Raw genomic sequence first — 18,690 nt, forward strand, 5'->3', positions numbered from 1 at the left:
CTCCGGCAGAAGCGTCAAGAAGACCGGGGCGACACCGCCAGTTCGTCGGCGGCGGCCGGATGCAGTGCCACCAGCACCTCGCGCAGCAGCGTGTCGATCAGCGCATGCAGCCGGGCCTCGGTGGCCGGCAGGTCGGTGCGCTCGCTCCAGGCCTCGTCGAGCAGGGCGCGACGTGCCTGCAGCGCCGCCTCGATGCGCTCGCGCCAGTGCGCCGGAGAGGCATGGCCGCTCCACTCGCCGCGCCCACGCCCGAAATGCGCGATCGCCAGATAGCGCAGCAGCGCGTGCGTCAGCAGCGCCTCCAATGCGCTGTCCTGCAGCAGCAGCCGGCTGCCGTCGCGCCCGCGCACCAGGTTCAGCCCGTGCGCCAGGCCGGCGGCGCCGAGCGCGCCCAGCACACTGCCGGCGATCAGGCCGCCGCCCAGCGTCAGCCCGCCGCTGGCCAGGTCGGCGCCCAGCCCGGCCAGCGCGCCCGAGACCAGCCCGCCGACGATGGCCGCCGGCGCCGGCGCCACCCGCGACTGATGATCGAAGGCCGCACCGACCCGCTCCAGGATCTCGTCGGCACCGGCCTGCCCTTCCAGCGCATGCAGATGCAGCAGCTCCGACGTGCTGGAGCGGATCTCGCCGTCGAGCCGCGCCAGCAGCTCGCGCCCGGCGCGTGCCAGCGGCGTTTCCTCGTCGCGGCCCAGGCCGAGCGCGCTGCCGACCTGACGCACCAGCCCGCGCAGCGCACCGCTGTCCTCGACCGGCTGCACCATCGCCGCCACCCGCGCTAGGCTGGCCGCCAGCAGCTGCGCCGAGCGGCCCAGCCGCGCGAGCCGCTCCTGGCGGCCGGCCGCGCGCAGCCGCGCCATCAGCGGCCGGCGCGCCTCGGGCAGCACCTGCTCGATCTCGCGCAGCAGCACCAGCTCCTGCACCCAGCAGCGCGAGAAGGCGTCCAGCGGCAGCACCGCACGCACCGCGGCGACGCCCTGCAGCCGGGTGCGCCAGCGGTCGAGCTCGGCCTGCAGGCGCTCGGGCGCGTCCGGGCCGCCCAGCTGGTTGAGCAGCACGATCACCGGCAGGCCGGTCCAGGCCAGCAGCTCCATTTCCGGATCGACATAGCCGGCCGCCTCGGGCGACTCGGCGGCGCTGACCAGGTAGAGCGCCACGTCGGCCTCGTCGCGCACATTGCGCAGCGCCTGCTGGCTGGCCCAGAAGGCGCGGTCGCGCCAGCGGTCCCAGACCTGGCTGAGCAGCCAGCCCAGCGGCGTGCCGGACTGGCGCATGCGCCGCACCAGCCGCACGCTGTCGCCGAAGCCCGGCGTGTCCCACAGCATCAGCCGCGCGCCGTCGGGCGCCTCGATCATCGGATGGGCGTCGGCGAACTCGGTCACATGGGTGGCGTCGCGCACCACGCCGACATCGCGGCCCAGCAGCGTGCGCGCCAGCGTGGTCTTGCCGATGTTGGTGTGCGACACCAGGGTCAGCGCCAGCGTGTCGGCGCGTGCACCCGGCGGCGTGCCGGGTGCGGCGCTCATGTCCAGATCCAGACTGACCTTCATGCGCTGGCTCCCGCAGGCCGCAGGCCGGCCAGCACCGTCTGGGCCGCCGTGTCGTCCGCGGCCGGGCGGCCCTCGTGCAGACGCACGCAGCCCAGACCCAGGCTGTCGGCCAGCGCCTGCCAGGCCTGCAGGCGCTGCGCCAGCCGCTCGGGCGCGCTGGCGGCGAAGCGGGCCATGAAGCTGCTGTCCTCGACCAGCATGACGATGCGCGGCCCCGGCCGCCCGCCCGGCGCCGAGGCCGTCATCAGCGCATGCAGCCAGCGGCCGTGGATTTCCGGCTCGGGCGTCGCCGACAGATCGAACAGCGGCAGCAGCAGCGAGGGCGATCCCGCCACCGAGGCCTGCAGCGCGGTCTCGTCCTCGCTGCCGTAGGCGCGCACCGGCGCGACCTGCAGCGCCAGCGTCTCGCCCAGCTGCCGGCGCAGCAGATCGGTCAGCGCCGCGACCCGGGCCGGCTCGGCCGGCTGCGCGTAGGGCAGCAGCACCGGCCGCTCGGCCTCGCGGCGCTGCTGGCCGAGCAGCTCGCGGAAATAGGGCTCGGTCAGCGGCAGCGGAAAGCGCCGCGCCCGCCAGCCGGCCTGCAGTGCCGCCAGCAGCGCCAGCAGCGCACGCGGCAGCACCACCGCCAGCACCAGCGTGATCGACCACAGATGGATCCACGGCGCGGCGGTGTCGATGCCGCCGGGTGCGGGCTGCACCGGCGCGCCTTCGGTGAGGCGCAGCGCCGCCAGCGTCGCGACATCCGGCAGGCTCAGGCCGGACAGCCGCGCCGCCGGCTCGAGCAGCAGCGACAGCACCTGATGCACCGTGCCGGCATCCAGGAAAGTGCTGGACCAGCCGACGCGGTAGTCGAGCACCAGCCCGCGCAGATAAAGCGAGGCGATCACGCCCAGCGCCACCCCGATCGCGCCCAGATGCAGCAGCAGCGCGGCGCGGGCGCCGGCCAGCGGGGCGCTCAGGCTCAGCCACTGGACGGCCAGCGTGTCGAGCAGGCTGGCCAGGCTGGGCGCATCGGGAGCGTCCGGCGGCGGGCGCCGTTCATCGCGGCGGGTGCGCCGCAGGCTGCGCAGATCGAGCGTGCGCCGGGCCAGCCAGCCGCGCAGACCGCCCGGCCGCGGCACGGCCGAGGGCCGCAGCGCCAGCAGCGCGCGCAGCAGCACCAGCACGATCACCCCAAGATTCCACAGCACCAGCGCCCAGACCGGCGGTGCCAGCAGGCTGATGCGATGCGCGGGGCCGAGCGCATCGGCCACCAGCCCGAGCATCAGGCCCAGACCGAGCGCGGCCGGCATCCAGCGCCCCCGCCACAGCGGATGCGCCAGCCAGTCGCGCACATGCGATTCGCGCGGCCCGAGGCGGCGCAGCGCCGCGGCGGCACGGCGCGCCAGGAAGCGCTCGGGCGTGTCGTCGGCCGGCGCCTCCTCGAGCGCGACGCGCGAGGCCCAGCGGCGGTCCTCCTCGCCCCACAGCGGATGCGCGGGGCGGGCGGTCTCGAAGGCGCGCAGCAGCAGCACCTGGCGGGCGTTCGTCTCGTCCATGGCGGGTGACTTTAGCGTGTGCGCGGCATCAGGCCCCCGACCGGGGCACGGGACTACCATGACGGCAACGCTGTCTGTTCACCCTCTGCCAAGGATCCCGACCCCATGACCGACCCGCAAGCCCGCCTTTCCCGACGCACCGTCCTGGCCACCGGCGCCGCGGCGCTGGCCGCCACCGCCCTGCCGGCTGCGCGCGCCGACAGCCGCACGATCCGGCTGCTGGTCGGATTCCCGGCCGGCGGCGGCACCGACGCCATCGCCCGGCTGCTGGCCGAGCGGCTGCGCGAGGTGCTCGGCCAGCCGGTCATCGTCGAGAACAAGCCCGGCGCCGGCGGTCAGCTCGCCGCGCAGGCGCTCAAGGCCGCCGCGCCCGACGGCAGCACCTTCTTCATCAGCCACGACCACACCATCTCGATCCTGCCGCTGGTCGCGCGCCAGCCCGGCTTCGATCCGGCCAAGGACTTCGTGCCGGTGGCCGGCTTTGCCGACTTCGTCAACGCGCTGGCGCTGTCGGACGCCACGCCCGCAAAAAGCCTGCGCGAGTACGTCGACTGGGTGCGCAGCGCCGGCCAGGGCAAGGGCGCGATCGGCGTGCCGGCGCCGGCTTCGGTGCCGGAATTCCTGGTCAAGGTGATCGGCGACAAGCACGGCCTGGACCTGGTGGCCGCGCCCTACCGCGGCAGCGCGCCGATGATCACCGACCTGCTCGGCCGCCAGATCGCCGCCGGCGTCGGCTCGATTCCCGACTTCATCGAGAACCACCGCGCCGGCCGGCTGAAGGTGGTCGCGGTGCTGGGCGGGCGGCGCCAGGCGGCGCTGCCGGAGGTGCCGACCTTCGCCGAGCTCGGCCTGGCGGGCTTCGAGGACATGCCCTACTACGGCGTGTTCGCGCCGGCCGGCACGCCGGTAGACGTGCGCGAGCGCTTCGCCGCCGCGCTGGCGAAGGTGATCGCGCAGCGCGAGGTGCATGCGCGGCTGACCGCAATGGGCCTGAGCGTGGCCTTCAGCGACGGCGCGAAGCTGGCCGCACGCGAGCAGGCCTACCGTGCGACCTGGGCACGCATCATCCGCGCCAGCGGCTTCCAGCCGCAGTGACGCTCAAGTCGGCGCCTTGGGCGGCCGATCTTTCTCCGGTCCGGCGGATCGTGTCGTCCCGCCGGCGTCGTCCGCCGGAGGAAGCATGCAGATCGTCATCGTCGATGACAACCGGGTCAACGTCGCGCTGCTGAAGGCGCTGGCACGCCAGCTCTCGGAGGTGCCCAGCGTCGACTTCACCGACCCGGTGCCGGCGCTGCAGTGGTGCCTGACCCACGACTTCGACCTGCTGCTGCTCGACTACATGATGCCGGTGGTCGACGGCCTGTCCTTCATCGAGCAGCTGCGCCTGCATCCGGGCAAGGCCGACGTGCCGATCCTGATGATCACCGCCAGCCACGAGGCCCAGGTGCGCTACGACGCGCTGGCGCGTGGGGCCAGCGACTTCCTCACCAAGCCGGTCGACCGGCCCGAGTTCCTGGCGCGTGCGAAGAACATGCTCGCGCTGCGTCGCAGTCAGAAGGCGCTGGCCGAGCGGGCCGCGACGCTGGCCGAGGAGGTCGAGCGCGCCACCCGGGTGATCGCCGAGCGCGAGTACGACACCATCCTGCGGCTGTCGCGCGCGGCCGAGTACCGCGACCCCGAGACCGGCCTGCATCTGGTGCGCATGGCGCTGTACTCGCGGCTGATCGGGCGTCAGCTCGGCCTGCCCGAAGCCATGCTCGACATGCTGCACCGCGCCGCGCCGATGCACGACATCGGCAAGGTAGGCACGCCCGATCACATCCTGCTGAAACCCGGCCGGCTCGACGACCGGGAGATGGTCATCATGCGCGAGCATGCCGCCATCGGCTACCAGATCCTGCGCGACAGCCCCTCGCCGCTGCTGCGCATGGCTGCGGTCATCGCGCACAGCCATCACGAGAAGTTCGACGGCAGCGGCTATCCGCAGGGGCTGCGCGGCGAGGCGATTCCGCTGGTCGGGCGCATCGTCGCGGTGGCCGATGTCTTCGATGCGCTGACCTCCAAGCGCCCCTACAAGAAGGCCTGGCCGCTCGAGCAGGCGCGCAGCTTCCTGGTGGACAACGCCGGCAGCCATTTCGACCCGGACTGCGTCGAGGCGCTGCTGTCGGCCTGGAGCGAAGTCATCGCGATCCATGATCATCATCAGGACAGCTTGCCCGAAGAGCCCGGCCAGGCGGCGACCCCGACGCGCACCGCGGCCTGAAGCCATGATCGAGCGATGGATCCGGCAGGTCGGCCTGGGCACGCAGCGCCAGCCACTGCGCCAGCAGCTGCGCCGGCTCATCAGCCTGTGCACCGCACTGACGCTGCTGCTGTCGATGCTGGCCACGCTGCTGGTGGGCTGGCGATTCGCGCTCCATCACGCCGAGACGGAAGCCGATGACGTGACCCGCGCTCTGGCCGCGCTGATCGCCGAGCCGCTGGCCGTCGGTGACCAGGCGGGCATTTCACGGCATCTGTCGATCGCGGAATCCCAGCCGCGCATCAGTGGCATCTGGGTCTATGCCGCCGGACAGACCACGCCGCTGGCCTCCTGGGGCAGCGCGCCAACCCCGGGACTGTGGAGTCGCGAGGGCCAGCTGCTCAGCGGTCGGCTGGTGCGCAGCGTGCCGGTGGTCGACCACCTGCGCGAGCGGGTCGGCAGCGTGACGGTTCAGATCGACCAGCACGATCTGCTCGGCAGCCTGCTGGCCCAGAGCGGCGCGATGGTGCTGGCCGCGCTGCTGTCCGGGCTGCTGCTGCGCCGGCTGGCCCGGCCGCTGGCGCAGCGCATCAGCCAGCCGCTGGACGAGCTCTCCGCGGCGGCCACCGCGATCGCCGAAGGCCGCATCGAGCAGGCCCGGCTGCCCGAGCCCGGCAGCGACGAGATCGGCCGCACCGTGGCCGCCTTCCAGTCGATGCTCGATCAGATCCGCAGCCGCGACTGCACCGTCGAGCAGGCGATGGCGCTGATGAACCAGCTGGTCGAGGAACGCACCGCCGAGGCTCGCCGCGCCGAGGCGGCCTCCGAAGCCAAGACCCGCTTCCTGACGGTCATGAGCCATGAGATCCGCACCCCGCTCAACGGCATCCTGGGCATGAGCGATCTGCTGATGGATGCGCAGACCCAGGGGCCGTCCGGCCTGGATGCGGAGCAGCGCGAGCATCTGCAGCTGCTGCGCGAATCGGCCCAGGCGCTCGAGCTGGTGATCAATGATGTGCTCGACTACAGCCGCATCGAGTCGGCCGACCTGCGCTTCGACAGCGCGCCGCTCTCGCCACACCCGCTGCTCGAGCAGGTGGTGGAGAGGCGCCGGCCAGCAGCCAGCGCACGCGGTCTGGCGCTGACGCTCTCGATCGATGCCGGCGTGCCGTCCTGGCTGCTGGGCGACGCGGCCCGGCTGGCGCAGATCGTCGACAACCTGCTCGGCAACGCGATCAAGTTCACCGAACAGGGCGGCATCGCGGTCGGCCTGTCCAGCCAGCCCCAGGCCGAGGGCGTGCACGAGCTGCATCTGTCGGTCGAGGACAGCGGCGTGGGCATCGCGCCGGCCCAGCAGCAGCGCATCTTCGAGGCCTTTTCCCAGGCGGCCGATCCGGCCACTCGCCGCCATGGCGGCACGGGCCTGGGCCTGGCGATCTGCGCGCGGCTGGCCCGGCTGATGGGCGGCAGCATCGCCGTCGACAGCGAGCCCGGCCGAGGCAGCATCTTCCATGTGCACCTGCGGCTGCCGGGCTGCGCCCCATCGGCCATGCCGGCGGCGGCAGCGGTCGTCCCCGCCTCGGAGCCGGCCGAGGGCGACAACCGCGCCTGGAAGGACCTCGACCAGACCGCGCTGCTGGAGCGTCTGGGCGGCGATCAGGCGCTGATGGGCGAGCTGGTCGCGCTGCTGGTGGAAGACACCCTGCCGCGCCTGGACGAGCTCGACCAGGCCTTCCTCGGACGCGATGGCGCCCGCATCGACCTGCTGGCCCACCAGATCGCCGGCGCCGCCGGCAACTGCTCGGCCGAGGCGCTGGAGCGGCTGTCACGCCGCATCAGCCACCTGGCCCGCGAAGGCCGGCTCGACGAGGCCGAGCAGCTGATGCTGCCGCTGAAGCTGCGGGTCACCCGGCTGACGCAGCGCTCGGCCGACCTGGCGGCCGCCTGAGCTCAGAAGCTGTAGCCGATCGCCACCGAGAGCTGCGGAATCGCGCGGACCTTGCCGACGCCGTCGCGCAGCTCGGCCAGCTCCTTGTCGAGGTTGGCCTGGATGTCGGGCTCATTGGCCAGCGCACCGCGTACCGTCGCATTGACCTTGGCGCGGCCGACCAGCGCGCCGAGGTCGGCGCCGACGCGCCAGCCCGAGGCGCTCTGGTGGCCCCAGCCGATGCCCAGATAGGGCGTGACGCTCGGGAACTTGACCTCGACCTTCAGGCCGTCGGCGGCGGTGGTGGTGTAGGTGCGATCGCCGATGGTCAGCGAACCGCTGTCGCCGGAGGCATCCAGCGTGACCTTGTACTGGTTCGAGCTCAGGCCGCCGGTCAGCCGGAAGCCGCCCCCGAAGGGAAACCAGTCGCCCAGCACCGCCAGACGCTGCAGCTTGTAGCGGCCGTCGTAGCGAATGCCCTCCTCGGTGGTCGACTTCGAGCGGCTGCCCAGCGTCATGAAGTCGGCGCGCACGGTGAAGCGGCTGTCGATCGGATGGGCATAGCCCAGGCCGATGCCGGGCAGGCCGACATTGGCATAGACCTCGCCCGCACGGGCCTGGGGCAGCAGCCCTGCCGTGACCAGGGTCAGTGCGGCGGCCAGGGCCGGGGACAGGGAGAAACGGGATGCGCTCATGGCGGACTCCTGGGGTCATCACTCGGACCGGCCCGATGCCGATCCGCTTGAACACAGCCTAGGCGCACGCGCGCGCGCCAGCATCGTCCGCATGGCCGATACCGTGACCGAATGAGGCATCAGCGCATCATTGCTGCGTCATTCGCGGCATAGACGAGCACCTTCAGCGCGCGCTCCGGATCGACATCGGCGAAGACCGGCGGATTATCCAGGCGCCGCACGAAGGTCAGCTCGGGCGCGTGCTCGCGCATCGCGTCGTGCAGGAAGGCGCTGCCCAGCTCGGGCGCGTTCAGGCACAGCAGCACCTGGCCGCCAGGCATCAGCAGATCGGGCAGGCGGCGCAGCAGCCGCGCGTAGTCCTTGGTGGCGACGAAGCTGCCCTTCTGGTAGCTGGGCGGATCGACCACGATCAGGTCGTAGGGCCCGCCGCGGCCGATCTTGCCCCAGGTGGTGAAGAGGTCATGCGGCAGGAAGGTCGCCCCGGATTCGAGCGAGTTGAGCCGGTGGTTCTGCTGGCCGATCGAGATCGCGCCGCGGCTCATGTCGAGGTTGACCACCCGGCCCGCGCCGCCCGCCAGCGCCGCCACCGAGAAGGCGCAGGTGTAGGCAAAGAGATTGAGCACCTTCAGGCCGGGCTGCCGGCGCGCCTGCTCGCGCACCCAGCGCCGGCCCTCGGCCATGTCCAGGAACAGGCCGTGGTTCTGACCGCGCAGCACATGGACGAGGAACTTCAGGCCGTCTTCCTCGACGACATGCGGCTCGGGTACCGCGCCGGCCATCAGGCGCGTCTCGCTGCGGCCCTCGTGGCGGCGCTGGAAGACCCAGTTCAGCGGCTCGCCCGGCGCGAGCTCGGCCCAGCGCGCGGCCAGCGCCGCGCCGATCGCGGTCAGCTCGGCCTCGTCCTCGGCCGGGTCGGCGGCGGGCGCCCGGAAGCAGGTCAGCACCCAGACCGGCGGCCAGGCGTCCAGCGTCCAGGGCTCGCAGCCGGGGTGCAGGCCGCCACGGCCGTGGAATATCCGCACCGCGTTCCGCGGGCGCGGCATCGTGGCAATCGCATCAAGCAGAGCCTTCACGGCGCCTCCTCGTCCTGAAGGATCGCGGCCGCCATGGCGCCAATCCCGGTGTCCTCGTGAGCTGACGCGGCGCCAGGAACGGCCGCCAGGTCAGGCGCTCCGGGGAGGCCATCAGGACCTCGACCGGGCCGGCAATCTACCACCCGGTCGACACGCAAGACCACTGCGGCCGTTCTAGGTGTTGTTCCGGGTGCGACGCTGCACTCGATTTGCCAATAATCCACCAACTAACGCGCGTTAGATGATTCGTGCAACAGCATCTCCCACCCATGACCGCACCGTCCACCACTGCCATGCCCGGCGCCCTGTCGCCCCAGCGCCGCGCTGAGACGCTCGCTGCGTGGGCGCTGCTGGCGCCGGCGCTGATCGGCTTTGCGCTGTTCCATGCCTGGCCGCTGCTGCGCGCCATCCAGATCAGCCTGACCGACTGGAACCTGCTGCGCGAGCCCCAATTCATAGGGCTGGACAACTACGTTCGCCTGTTCGAGGACGACAAGTTCTGGAACGGCATGAAGCTCTCCGGCCTCTACGTGCTGCTGAACATCCCGCTGCAGACAGCGCTGGGTCTGTTCCTGGCCGTGGCGATGCACCGGCTGACCCGAGCGCTGACGGTGCGCGCGCTGGTGCTGCTGCCCTACCTGCTGTCCAACGTGCTGGTGGCGCTGATCTGGCTGTGGATGCTGGACCCGATGCTGGGCCTGGTGAACCACCTGATCAGCGCGGCAGGCCTAGAGCGCCAGCCCTTCTTCGGCGGCGCCGACAGCGCGCTGCTGACGGTGGCGGCGGTCAACATCTGGCGCCACATGGGCCTGGTGGCCATGCTGTTCCTGGCCGGACTGCAGAGCATCCCGGCCAGCCTGTACGAGGCCGCGGCGCTCGAGGGCGCCAGCGAGTGGCAGATGTTCCGCCACATCACGCTGCCGCTGCTGCGCCCGGTGATGGTCTTCGTGCTGGTCACCAGCGTGACCGGCTCCTTCCAGATCTACGACACGATCGCCGTGACCACCAATGGCGGACCGCTGGACTCGACCCGCGTCGTCGTGCACTACATCGTGCAGAACGCCTTCTCGTTCTACCGCATGGGCTACGCGTCGGCGATGGCCATGGTGCTGTGCGCGGTGATGGGGATCTACACGCTGGCGCAGATGCGCCTGATGCGCGCGGCCGAAAGCGATCTGGCCTGAAGCGCACGAAAGCCTTGCCATGAACGACACCCCCACCCTGTTGGCCGAGCACACGGCAGCCCCGGACCGCCCTGCAGACGCCCGACCCGCCGCCGCGCGCCGCCGTGCGCTGCCTTGGGGCGGGATGGCAGCCTGGCTGGTGCTGGCCGCGCTGCTGGCACTGACGCTGGCCCCGTTCTGGATGATGCTGAAGACAGCGCTGACGCCGGCGGCCGAGCTGTTCAGTCAGAGCACTCGGCTGTGGCCCGAAGCGCCGACGCTGGACAACCTGCGCCGCGTGCTCGGCGGCATGGACGCTGCGCAGGCCATCGCGGCTGGAGGCTCGGGCGCACGCATCGACGTCAGCCGCGCGGTGCTCAACTCCCTGGTGTTCACCGCCGTGGTGGTGGTGCTGCAGACGGCCTGCGCCGCCATGGCCGCCTATGCCTTCGCGCGGCTGCGCTTCCCTGGCCGGCAGGTGCTGTTCGGCATGTTCATCGCGTCGATGATGGTGCCCGGAGTCGTCACCTTCATCCCCAATTTCATCCTGATCAAGGACCTGGGCTGGCTGAACACGCTGCCCGGACTGGTGGCGCCCTTCGCGCTGATGCAGGGCTTCTCGGTGTTCTTTCTGCGCCAGTTCTTCCTGTCGATCCCGCGCGATCTTGAGGAGGCCGCCCGGCTGGAGGGCGCCGGCTTCGGGTGCATCTTCCTGCGCATCGTGCTGCCGCTGTCGACCACGCCGCTGGCCACCATCGCGGTACTGACTGGCATCGGGATGTGGAACGAGTTCTTCTGGCCCTCGCTGGTGGCGCGTGACGAGACCTGGCAGGTGCTGCCCGTCGCGCTGCAGGCCTTCAAGTCGCAGACACCCCAGGGCCAGCCCGACTGGTCCGGCCTGATGGCCGCGGCCAGCCTGGCCGTGCTGCCCACCCTCGTGCTGCTGCTGGTGCTGGGTCGGCGGGTGGTCGAGTCGGTTCAGTTCAGTGGCGGCAAGTGATGGCCGCCCCCCGCCCGAATTTTCCAGTGGCGCCACTGCAATGCCACCAACCGCCCGACGGCCACGCCGTGGCCGCATCGATCCCGACCGACACGCTGAGGAGACATCCATGACAACCCACCTGACGCCCTTCCTGCCGCCTGCCACCTCGCGCCGCCGTGCCGTCGTGCATGCCGGCTCGGCCCTCGCCCTGCTGGCCGGCGCGCTGGCTCCGGCCGCCCAGGCCGCCGAGGTCAAGTACATGCTGTGGGACAGCAACCAGCTGCCCGCCTACCAGCAGTGCGCCGCCGATTTCGCGAAGAAGAACCCCGGCACCACCATCAAGATCACCCAGGCCGGCTGGAACGACTACTGGACGGCGATCTCCACCGGCTTCGTCTCGGGCACCGCGCCCGACGTCTTCACCAACCACCTGGCCAAGTACCCCGAGTTCGCCAAGAACCAGCAGTTGGTCGACCTCACGCCCTACATCCAGAAGGACAAGGTCGACACCCAGGCCTACGCCGCCGGCCTGGTCGACGTCTGGGGACGTGACGGCAAGCAGTACGGCCTGCCCAAGGACTGGGACACCATCGGCTTCATCGTCAACCTGGCGCACGCCAAGAAGCAGGGCGTGACGCTGGCCGATCTGCAGGCCATGACCTGGAACCCGAAGGACGGCGGCAGCTTCGAGCAGCTGGTGCGCAAGCTGACCGTCGATGCCAAGGGCCGCAACGCCGCCGATCCGGCCTTCGACCGCAAGTCGGTGGCCGTCTACGGCTACCAGAACCCCGGGCACGGCGGCATGATGGGCCAGACCGAGTGGAGCCACTTCGCCGTCACCAACGGCTTCAGGTTCCAGGACAAGCCCTGGGCCGGCAGGTTCTTCTACGACGACCCGAAGCTGGCCGAGACGCTGGACTGGCTGGCCGGACTGCCAGCCAAGGGCCTGTCGGCCGGCTACGAGAGCACGCGCAGCCTGGGCTCGGACGCGATGTTCGTCGGCGGCAAGGCGGCGATGGTGCCACAGGGCTCCTGGATGATCACCTACTTCGCCGGCAACGCGAAGTTCGAGCATGCCTGGGTGCCGCTGCCCAAGGGGCCGAACGGCCGCCGCGCCACCATGTTCAACGGCCTGGCCGATTCGATCTGGGCTGGCTCCAAAGTCAAGGACGAGGCCTGGAAGTGGGTCAAGTACCTGGCCTCGGCCGATTGCCAGCAGGTGGTCGCCGGCCATGGCGTCGTCTTCCCCGCCATCCGAGGCATGGCCGAGAAGGCGGTCGAGGCGCAGAAGAAGAAGGGCGTCGACGCGTCCGCCTTCCTGGCCATGTCCAGGGAGCAGACCTTCCTGGCGCCGATCGCCGACAACGGCTCGCAGGTCGACGAGCTGGTCAAGGGCGCGATCGAGTCGGTGCTGCTGGGCCGGCAACCCGCCAGCGTCGCCCTCAAGGACGCCAACGCCAAGGTCAACGCACTGTTCCGCTGACACCCGCCCCTCCACCGAAAGTTCCCGCCGCATGAGCCACCGCCGCCCCAAGATCACCCTCATCGGTGCCGGCAGCACCGTCTTCACCCGCAACCTGCTGGGCGACATCCTGGCCTGGCCCGAGCTGGCCGAGGCCGAGATCGCGCTGCACGACATCGACGTCCACCGGCTGGACCTGTCGCGCCAAGTGGCCGAACGCCTGGCCGGCCTGCTGGGCGCCCGGCCGCTGATCACCGCCACCACCGACCGCCGCCGCGCGCTGGACGGCGCGCGCTTCGTCATCAACACCATCCAGGTCGGCGGTTATCGCCCGTCGACGGTGATCGACTTCGAGATCCCGAAGAAGTACGGCCTGCGCCAGACCATCGGCGACACCCTCGGCATCGGCGGCATCATGCGTGCGCTGCGCACCATCCCCGTGCAGCTGGCCATGCAGCGCGACATGGACGCGCTGTGTGCCCCCGGCGCGCTGCACCTGAACTACGTCAACCCGATGGCCATGCTGACCTGGGCGCTGAACCGGGCCAGCACCCGCGTGCCCACGGTGGGCCTGTGCCACAGCGTGCAGGGCACCGCCCACGAGCTGGCGCGTGATCTGGACCTGCCGGCCGACGAGATCGACTACCTGTGCGCCGGCATCAACCACATGGCCTTCTACCTGCGGTTCGAGCACCGCGGCCAGGACCTCTACCCGCGCCTGCGCCAGATCCATGCCGAGGGCCGCGCCCCGGACTGGAACCGCGTGCGCTACGAGATGCTGGCCCAGCTCGGCCACTTCGCCACCGAGAGCAGCGAGCACTTCGCCGAGTACACGCCCTGGTTCATCAAGAAGGACCGGCCCGAGCTGCTGGAGCGCTTCAACGTGCCGCTGGACGAGTACCCCGGCCGCTGCCAGGTCTACGAGCGGGCCTGGCCGCACATCGAGCGCGAGCTGCAGCAGCCCGGCGCGGCCGATCCGGCTGCCCTGCGCGCCGAGCTGGAGGCGGCAAAGATCCATGTCATGCCGCGCGAGGTGAGGGGCGCGGCCGGCCTGATCGAGGGCCTGCGCACGGTGAACCGCTCGATGGAGTACGGCGGCACCATCATCCACAGCATGGTCAGCGGCCAGCCCAGCGTCATCTACGGCAACGTGCCCAACCGCCAGCTGATCGACAACCTGCCGCAGGGCTGCTGCGTCGAGGTGCCCTGCCTGGTCGATGCCAACGGCGTGCAGCCGACCCGCGTCGGCGCGCTGCCGGTGCAACTGGCCGCGCTGATGCGCACCAACGTCAACGTCCAGGAGCTGGTGGTCGAGTCGGTGTTCAGCCAGCGACGCGACCATGTGTACCATGCGGCGATGCTGGATCCGCACACCGCGGCCGAGCTCGATCTGTCGCAGATCCGCGCGATGGTCGACGAGCTGCTGGCCGCCCACGGCGACATCCTGCCCGAGTACCTGCGGAACTGACGCGCCGGGCGCACCGTGCGGCCGGCGGGCCCGCACGATCCACCCTGCCTGCTGCCGATGTCCTCGCCCGCCTCCCCGCCGCCGCGCAAGCCCCCCACCAGCACCGAGGTCGCCCGCGCGGCCGGCGTCTCGCGCACCACCGTGTCCTTCGTGCTCAACGGGGTCGATCACCAGGGCATCAGCGAGGCCACGCGCGAGCGCGTTCTGGCTGCCGCGCGCGATCTTGGCTACACGCCCCATGCCGGCGCCCGACGCCTGGCCGGCGGGCGCAGCCACACGGTGGGCGTGCTGATCCCGCGGCTCAAGCACCTGTACGTGGACGTCTTCCTGGCACAGCTGGTGGCTGCCGTGAACGACCGCTGCCGCGCCCAGGGCCTGCGGCTGCTGGTCGAGGCCTGCGGTGACGAGGCCGAGGCCAGCGCTCCGAGCAGCGCCGACCGCGTGCGAGCGCTGGTGCGCGGCGGCACGGTCGATGGCCTGATCGCCTTCGGAGGGGATACTGCACTGAACCAGGCCCTGCTGGAAGGGCCAGAGCATGGCGTGCCGGTGGTGATGATCGGGCTGGATCTGCCCGGGCTAGGCAGCCTGCCCTGCGTCGGCAGCTGCGGCATGGCGGCCGCACAGGCGCTGGTGGAGCACCTGCTGGCCTGCGGTCACCGCCGGATCGGATTCATCGACTACGAGTCTCATGCAGAGGCACCTCCTGGCGTGGTGGGAGAGCGCGAGCAGGGCTGGCGCGCCGCGCTGCAGACGGCCGGCCTGCCTGTGCCACCCGCCTGGTGCACGCGGGCCGACATCACCGCCGAGAGCGGCCACCGCGCCATGCAGGCCTTGCTGGCATCGGCAGGGGGAGTGGCAGCAGGTGGCCCGCCGCTGGACGCCGTCTTCGCCGGCAACGACACCATCGCCTTCGGCGCCTTGCGGGCGCTGCGCGAGGCAGGCTGGCGTGTGCCGCAGGACATCGCGCTGGTCGGCTTCGACGACATTCCGCTGGCGCCTTATGCCGAGCCGCCGCTGACTACCGTCCACACCGACGCCGTGGCTCACGGTCATGCCGCGATGGACCTGCTGGCCATGCTGATGGGCGGCAGGCAACCCGAGTCCACGCGGGTCGAGCTGTCGACGCGGCTGGTGGTGAGACAGTCCTGCGGCGGACAGCGCCTGCTGCAGCCCCTCACAGGCTGACGTCGTAATCCACCGTCAGCGGCGCATGGTCGCTGAACCAGCTGTCCTTGTAGATCGAGGCGGCGCGGGCCGTCTCGGCCAGACCGGGCGTGGCCAGGTGGTAGTCGATGCGCCAGCCGACGTTCTTCGCGCGGGCCTGGCCGCGGTTGCTCCACCATGTGTAGCAGGCGTCGGTGGTGTCGGGGTGCAGGTGGCGGTAGACATCGACCAGGCCGCCGCCGCCCTGGTCGAGCGGCGTCAGCAGCGTCGTCATCCAGGCGCGTTCCTCGGGCAGGAAGCCGGAGTTCTTCAGGTTGCCCTTCCAGTTCTTCAGGTCGGCCTCGCGGTGCGCGATGTTGACGTCGCCCATCAGCACGAACTCGCGCCCGCTCTGGCGCAGCGCGCGCAGGTGCGGCGCAATGCGGGCCAGGAAGCGGTACTTGGCCTGCTGGCGCTCCTCGGAGGACGAGCCGCTCGGGAAGTAACAGCTGATGATGGACAGCCGTCGATGTGGCGAGTCGTAACGGGCTTCAAGGTAGCGGCCCTCCGCGTCGAACTCCTCGTCGCCGAGCCCGACGATGACCTCGCTCGGCGTGACACGGCTGTAGACGCCCACGCCCGAGTAGCCTTTTTTCTGCGCATGATGGAAGAAACCCTGCATGCCGTCGATGACGGACAGCGACGGGCTCAGGTCCGGAGCCTGTGCCTTGAGCTCCTGCACCCCCATACAATCGGCGCGTACCGACTCGACCCACGCATGAAGGCCCTTGGTGGCCGCTGAGCGGATGCCGTTGAGATTGAGGCTGACCAGACGCACGAGCAAAGACCTTCCGAGATGACGACCCCAGACGCAAGCACCTCCCGCACCGATGCCCTCGCCCAGGATTTCGTGGCTTTTGCAGTCGACGCCGGCGTGCTGCGCTTCGGCGAGTTCAAGACCAAGGCGGGGCGGCTGTCGCCCTATTTCTTCAACGCCGGCCTGTTCGATGATGGCGCCCGGCTGGGCCGCCTGGCCGAATTCTATGCACGCCGGCTGATCGACTCGGGCCTGGAGTTCGACATGCTGTTCGGCCCGGCCTACAAGGGCATCACGCTGGCGGCGGCGGTGGCCATCGAGCTGGCGCGCCTGGGCCGCAACGTGCCCTACGCCTACAACCGCAAGGAAGCCAAGGACCATGGCGAGGGCGGCACGCTGGTGGGCGCCCCCGTCAAGGGCCGGGTGCTGATCATCGACGACGTGATCTCGGCCGGCACCTCGGTGCGCGAGTCGATCGCGATGATCCGCGCCGCCGGCGCCACGCCCTGCGGCGTGACCATCGCGCTGGACCGCCAGGAAAAGGCCAGCGAGAACGGCGTCGATGCGCCGCACTCGGCGGTGCAGTTCGTCGAGCGCGACCTGGGCCTGTCGGTGGTGGCCATCGCCACGCTGGCCGACCTGCTGGCCTACCTGCGCGCGCAGCAGGACGCACGCCTGGCCGGCAACCTGCCGGCGGTGCAGGCCTACCGCGACCGCTACGGGGTGCAGATGTGAGCCGCGCGGCGGCTCGCGTTCCTGCCGGACTGCTGCTGGCCGCCGCGCTGGGCGCGGCAGGGCTGCCGCTGCCGGCGCAGGCCGACATCTATTCCTGCGTCAACGCCCGCGGCCAGCGCCTGACCGCCGATCGCCCGATCGCCGAGTGCATGGACCGCGAGCAGCAGGTGCGCGGCGCCGACGGCTCGGTGCGGCGCATCCTGCCGCCGTCGATGACCGCCGAGGAGCGCGCCGCCGCCGAGGACAGGCGCCGGCGCGAGCAGCTCGAGGAGCGCACCCGCCGCGACGCGATCCGCCACGACCGCAACCTGCTGAGCCGCTACCCGGACATCGAGCGCCACAACGCAGCCCGCGAGGCCGCGCTGGAGCCGGTGCGCTCGGCCATGCAGAGCACCGACAAGCGCATGGAGGAGCTCGAGCGCGAGCGCCGCCAGCTGCGCGAGGAGGCCGAGTTCTACAAGGGCCGCGAGCTGCCGCGCTCGCTCAGGCAGAAGATCGAGCAGAACCAGGTGGCGACGCAGGCGCAGAAGGACGCGATGCAGAGCCACCAGGCCGAGAACCGGCGCATCAACGCCAGCTTCGACCAGGAGCTGGCGCGGCTGCGCCAGCTCTGGAACGGCGCGACGCCGGGCAGCCTGGCCGCACCGTCGTCGGCAGCGCGCTGAAGCCGGCCCGGGCGGCGCAACGTCACAGGCTCTTCAGCGCCACGACGTCCTTGCCCTTGAAGGTGAAGACGGTCACCGCCGACGAGCGCAGGTCGTGGCGGCTGTCGTAGGCGTAGTCGCCGGCCACGCCGGCATGGCTGCCTTTGGCGATGTGCTCGGCGAGCTTCTTCGGATCGAGCGACTGCGTGGCCTCGATCGCCCCGGCCAGCAGGTTGGCGCCGTCATGGAAGGCCGCGGCGTAGGTCAGCGGATCGCGCTTGTACTCGGCGCGGTAGCGCTCGACGAAGGCGCGGCCCTTGTCGCTGCGGTCCATCAGCGCGCCGCCCTGGGTGCAGTAGACGTTCAGGTCGGCGCTCATCTGCGCCAGCGTCGCCGTCTCCGACGAGCAGATGCCGTCGCCGCCCAGCAGCGGTGCCTTCAGCCCCAGCGAGCGCATCTGGCGCAGCATCGGACCGGCCTGCGCCGAGTAGCCGCCGTAGAAGACCGCGTCGGGCCTGGCGCCGCGGATGCCGGTCAGGATCGAGCTGAAGTCGGTCGCCTTGTCGCTGGTGAATTCCTTGGCGACGACCTTGATGCCGAGCTTCTGCGCCTGCGCGATGAACTCCTGCGCCACGCCCTGGCCGTAGGCGGTGCGGTCGTCGATCACCGCGACCGAAGCGACCTTCAGGTCCTGCGCCGCGTAGGTCGCCATCTTGGCGCCGAGCTGGTTGTCGGTCGCGCCGATGCGAAAGAGGTTGGCCTGGGCCGGCTGCGTCACCTTCGGGTTCGAGGCCACCGTCAGCACCAGCACGCCGGCGTCGGCGAAGACCCGCGAGGCCGGCAGCGTCACGCCGGAGTTGTAGGGGCCGAGCACGAACTTCAGGCCCTTGTCGACCAGCGCCTGCGCGACCTGCACGCCCTGGCGCGGGTCGGCGCCGTCGTCCTGGACCTCCAGCTCGAACTGCACCGGCTTGCCGCCGAGCTTGATGCCGCGCGCGTTGAGCGCCTTGATGGCCAGCTGCGCGCCGTCGCGGTTGTCGATGCCGCTGGCGGCCTGCGGGCCGGTCAGCGGGCTCATGAAGCCGATGCGCACGCGCTCCTGGGCGTGCAGCGGGCCGGCGGCGGCCAGCCCGAGGCCGGCCAGCGCCAGCGCGTTCAGCAGAATCCTGCGGGAACTCGTCATTTTTCGATCCTGGTGGGATGAATGAAAAAAAGACCTGCGCCGGGTCGCGGCGCAGGTCGGTGGGTGCTGGC

The 18,690-nt window shown here is 71.1% G+C and carries 16 protein-coding genes; 10 read left to right on the forward strand and 6 right to left on the reverse strand.

The genetic code is table 11. The annotated features are described in order from the left end of the window. Window positions 1-14: 14 nt before the first annotated feature. On the reverse strand, window positions 15-1,547 hold the full coding sequence (locus BW996_RS03105) for a GTPase domain-containing protein (RefSeq protein ID WP_206539500.1): 1,533 nt from the start codon (window positions 1,545-1,547) through the stop codon (window positions 15-17). Beyond that, window positions 1,544-3,085: a DUF2868 domain-containing protein gene (locus BW996_RS03110; RefSeq protein ID WP_051631718.1), complete on the reverse strand. Its 1,542-nt coding sequence runs from the start codon at window positions 3,083-3,085 to the stop codon at window positions 1,544-1,546. Before BW996_RS03110 ends, BW996_RS03105 begins: the two co-directional genes overlap by 4 nt. Window positions 3,086-3,190: 105 nt before the next feature. Between BW996_RS03110 and BW996_RS03115 the strand changes: the two genes are divergently transcribed. The 3 genes from BW996_RS03115 (at window position 3,191) to BW996_RS03125 (ending at window position 7,275) form a co-directional block, all read left to right on the forward strand. Further along, complete coding sequence (locus BW996_RS03115; protein ID WP_037479807.1) at window positions 3,191-4,180, forward strand: Bug family tripartite tricarboxylate transporter substrate binding protein; 990 nt, start codon at window positions 3,191-3,193, stop codon at window positions 4,178-4,180. Between the two features lie 85 nt (window positions 4,181-4,265). Further along, window positions 4,266-5,348, forward strand: a complete 1,083-nt coding sequence (locus BW996_RS03120) for an HD domain-containing phosphohydrolase (protein ID WP_051631717.1) — start codon at window positions 4,266-4,268, stop codon at window positions 5,346-5,348. A gap of 4 nt (window positions 5,349-5,352) precedes the next feature. Then, complete coding sequence (locus BW996_RS03125) at window positions 5,353-7,275, forward strand: ATP-binding protein (RefSeq protein ID WP_051631716.1); 1,923 nt, start codon at window positions 5,353-5,355, stop codon at window positions 7,273-7,275. 2 nt (window positions 7,276-7,277) lie between these two features. Here the strand turns inward: BW996_RS03125 and BW996_RS03130 are convergent, their stop codons facing one another. Together BW996_RS03130 and BW996_RS03135 are read right to left on the reverse strand one after the other, a co-directional pair. Continuing rightward, on the reverse strand, window positions 7,278-7,949 hold the full coding sequence (locus BW996_RS03130) for a hypothetical protein (protein ID WP_051631715.1): 672 nt from the start codon (window positions 7,947-7,949) through the stop codon (window positions 7,278-7,280). A gap of 119 nt (window positions 7,950-8,068) precedes the next feature. Beyond that, window positions 8,069-9,022 (reverse strand): class I SAM-dependent methyltransferase, encoded by a 954-nt coding sequence (locus tag BW996_RS03135; RefSeq protein ID WP_037479804.1) that lies wholly within the window; start codon window positions 9,020-9,022, stop codon window positions 8,069-8,071. A gap of 269 nt (window positions 9,023-9,291) precedes the next feature. Here BW996_RS03135 and BW996_RS03140 point away from each other — a divergent pair, with 269 nt between their 5' ends. The 5 genes from BW996_RS03140 (at window position 9,292) to BW996_RS03160 (ending at window position 15,282) form a co-directional block, all read left to right on the forward strand. After that, a complete protein-coding gene (locus tag BW996_RS03140) occupies window positions 9,292-10,206 on the forward strand; it encodes a carbohydrate ABC transporter permease (RefSeq protein WP_037479801.1) in 915 nt (304 codons plus the stop codon). A gap of 19 nt (window positions 10,207-10,225) precedes the next feature. After that, window positions 10,226-11,185 (forward strand): carbohydrate ABC transporter permease, encoded by a 960-nt coding sequence (locus BW996_RS03145; RefSeq protein ID WP_081838010.1) that lies wholly within the window; start codon window positions 10,226-10,228, stop codon window positions 11,183-11,185. A 109-nt stretch (window positions 11,186-11,294) separates the two neighbouring features. Beyond that, entirely contained in the window at window positions 11,295-12,650 is a 1,356-nt protein-coding gene (locus BW996_RS03150) for an ABC transporter substrate-binding protein (RefSeq protein WP_076458581.1), read from the forward strand. A gap of 31 nt (window positions 12,651-12,681) precedes the next feature. Next, window positions 12,682-14,097 carry an alpha-glucosidase/alpha-galactosidase gene (locus tag BW996_RS03155; protein WP_037479798.1) on the forward strand — a complete coding sequence of 472 codons (1,416 nt, stop codon included), beginning with the start codon at window positions 12,682-12,684 and terminating at the stop codon, window positions 14,095-14,097. 57 nt (window positions 14,098-14,154) lie between these two features. Beyond that, complete coding sequence (locus BW996_RS03160) at window positions 14,155-15,282, forward strand: LacI family DNA-binding transcriptional regulator (RefSeq protein WP_076458584.1); 1,128 nt, start codon at window positions 14,155-14,157, stop codon at window positions 15,280-15,282. Here BW996_RS03160 and BW996_RS03165 read toward each other — a convergent pair. Beyond that, complete coding sequence (locus BW996_RS03165; protein ID WP_037479796.1) at window positions 15,272-16,078, reverse strand: exodeoxyribonuclease III; 807 nt, start codon at window positions 16,076-16,078, stop codon at window positions 15,272-15,274. The two genes, BW996_RS03160 and BW996_RS03165, sit on opposite strands and share 11 nt — an antisense overlap. 18 nt (window positions 16,079-16,096) lie before the next feature. Between BW996_RS03165 and pyrE the strand changes: the two genes are divergently transcribed. Beyond that, entirely contained in the window at window positions 16,097-16,792 is a 696-nt protein-coding gene (gene pyrE / locus BW996_RS03170; protein WP_037479794.1) for an orotate phosphoribosyltransferase, read from the forward strand. After that, window positions 16,789-17,457, forward strand: a complete 669-nt coding sequence (locus tag BW996_RS03175; protein ID WP_037479792.1) for a hypothetical protein — start codon at window positions 16,789-16,791, stop codon at window positions 17,455-17,457. Before pyrE ends, BW996_RS03175 begins: the two co-directional genes overlap by 4 nt. 22 nt (window positions 17,458-17,479) lie before the next feature. On the opposite strand, the gene BW996_RS03180 is transcribed toward BW996_RS03175, so the two are convergent. Next, the gene (locus tag BW996_RS03180; RefSeq protein WP_037479790.1) at window positions 17,480-18,619 is read right to left on the reverse strand and encodes a branched-chain amino acid ABC transporter substrate-binding protein; all 1,140 of its coding nucleotides are present in this window, start codon (window positions 18,617-18,619) and stop codon (window positions 17,480-17,482) included. Window positions 18,620-18,690 lie beyond the last annotated feature (71 nt).

This window comes from Sphaerotilus natans, assembly GCF_900156335.1.
Lineage (GTDB): Bacteria > Pseudomonadota > Gammaproteobacteria > Burkholderiales > Burkholderiaceae_C > Sphaerotilus > Sphaerotilus natans.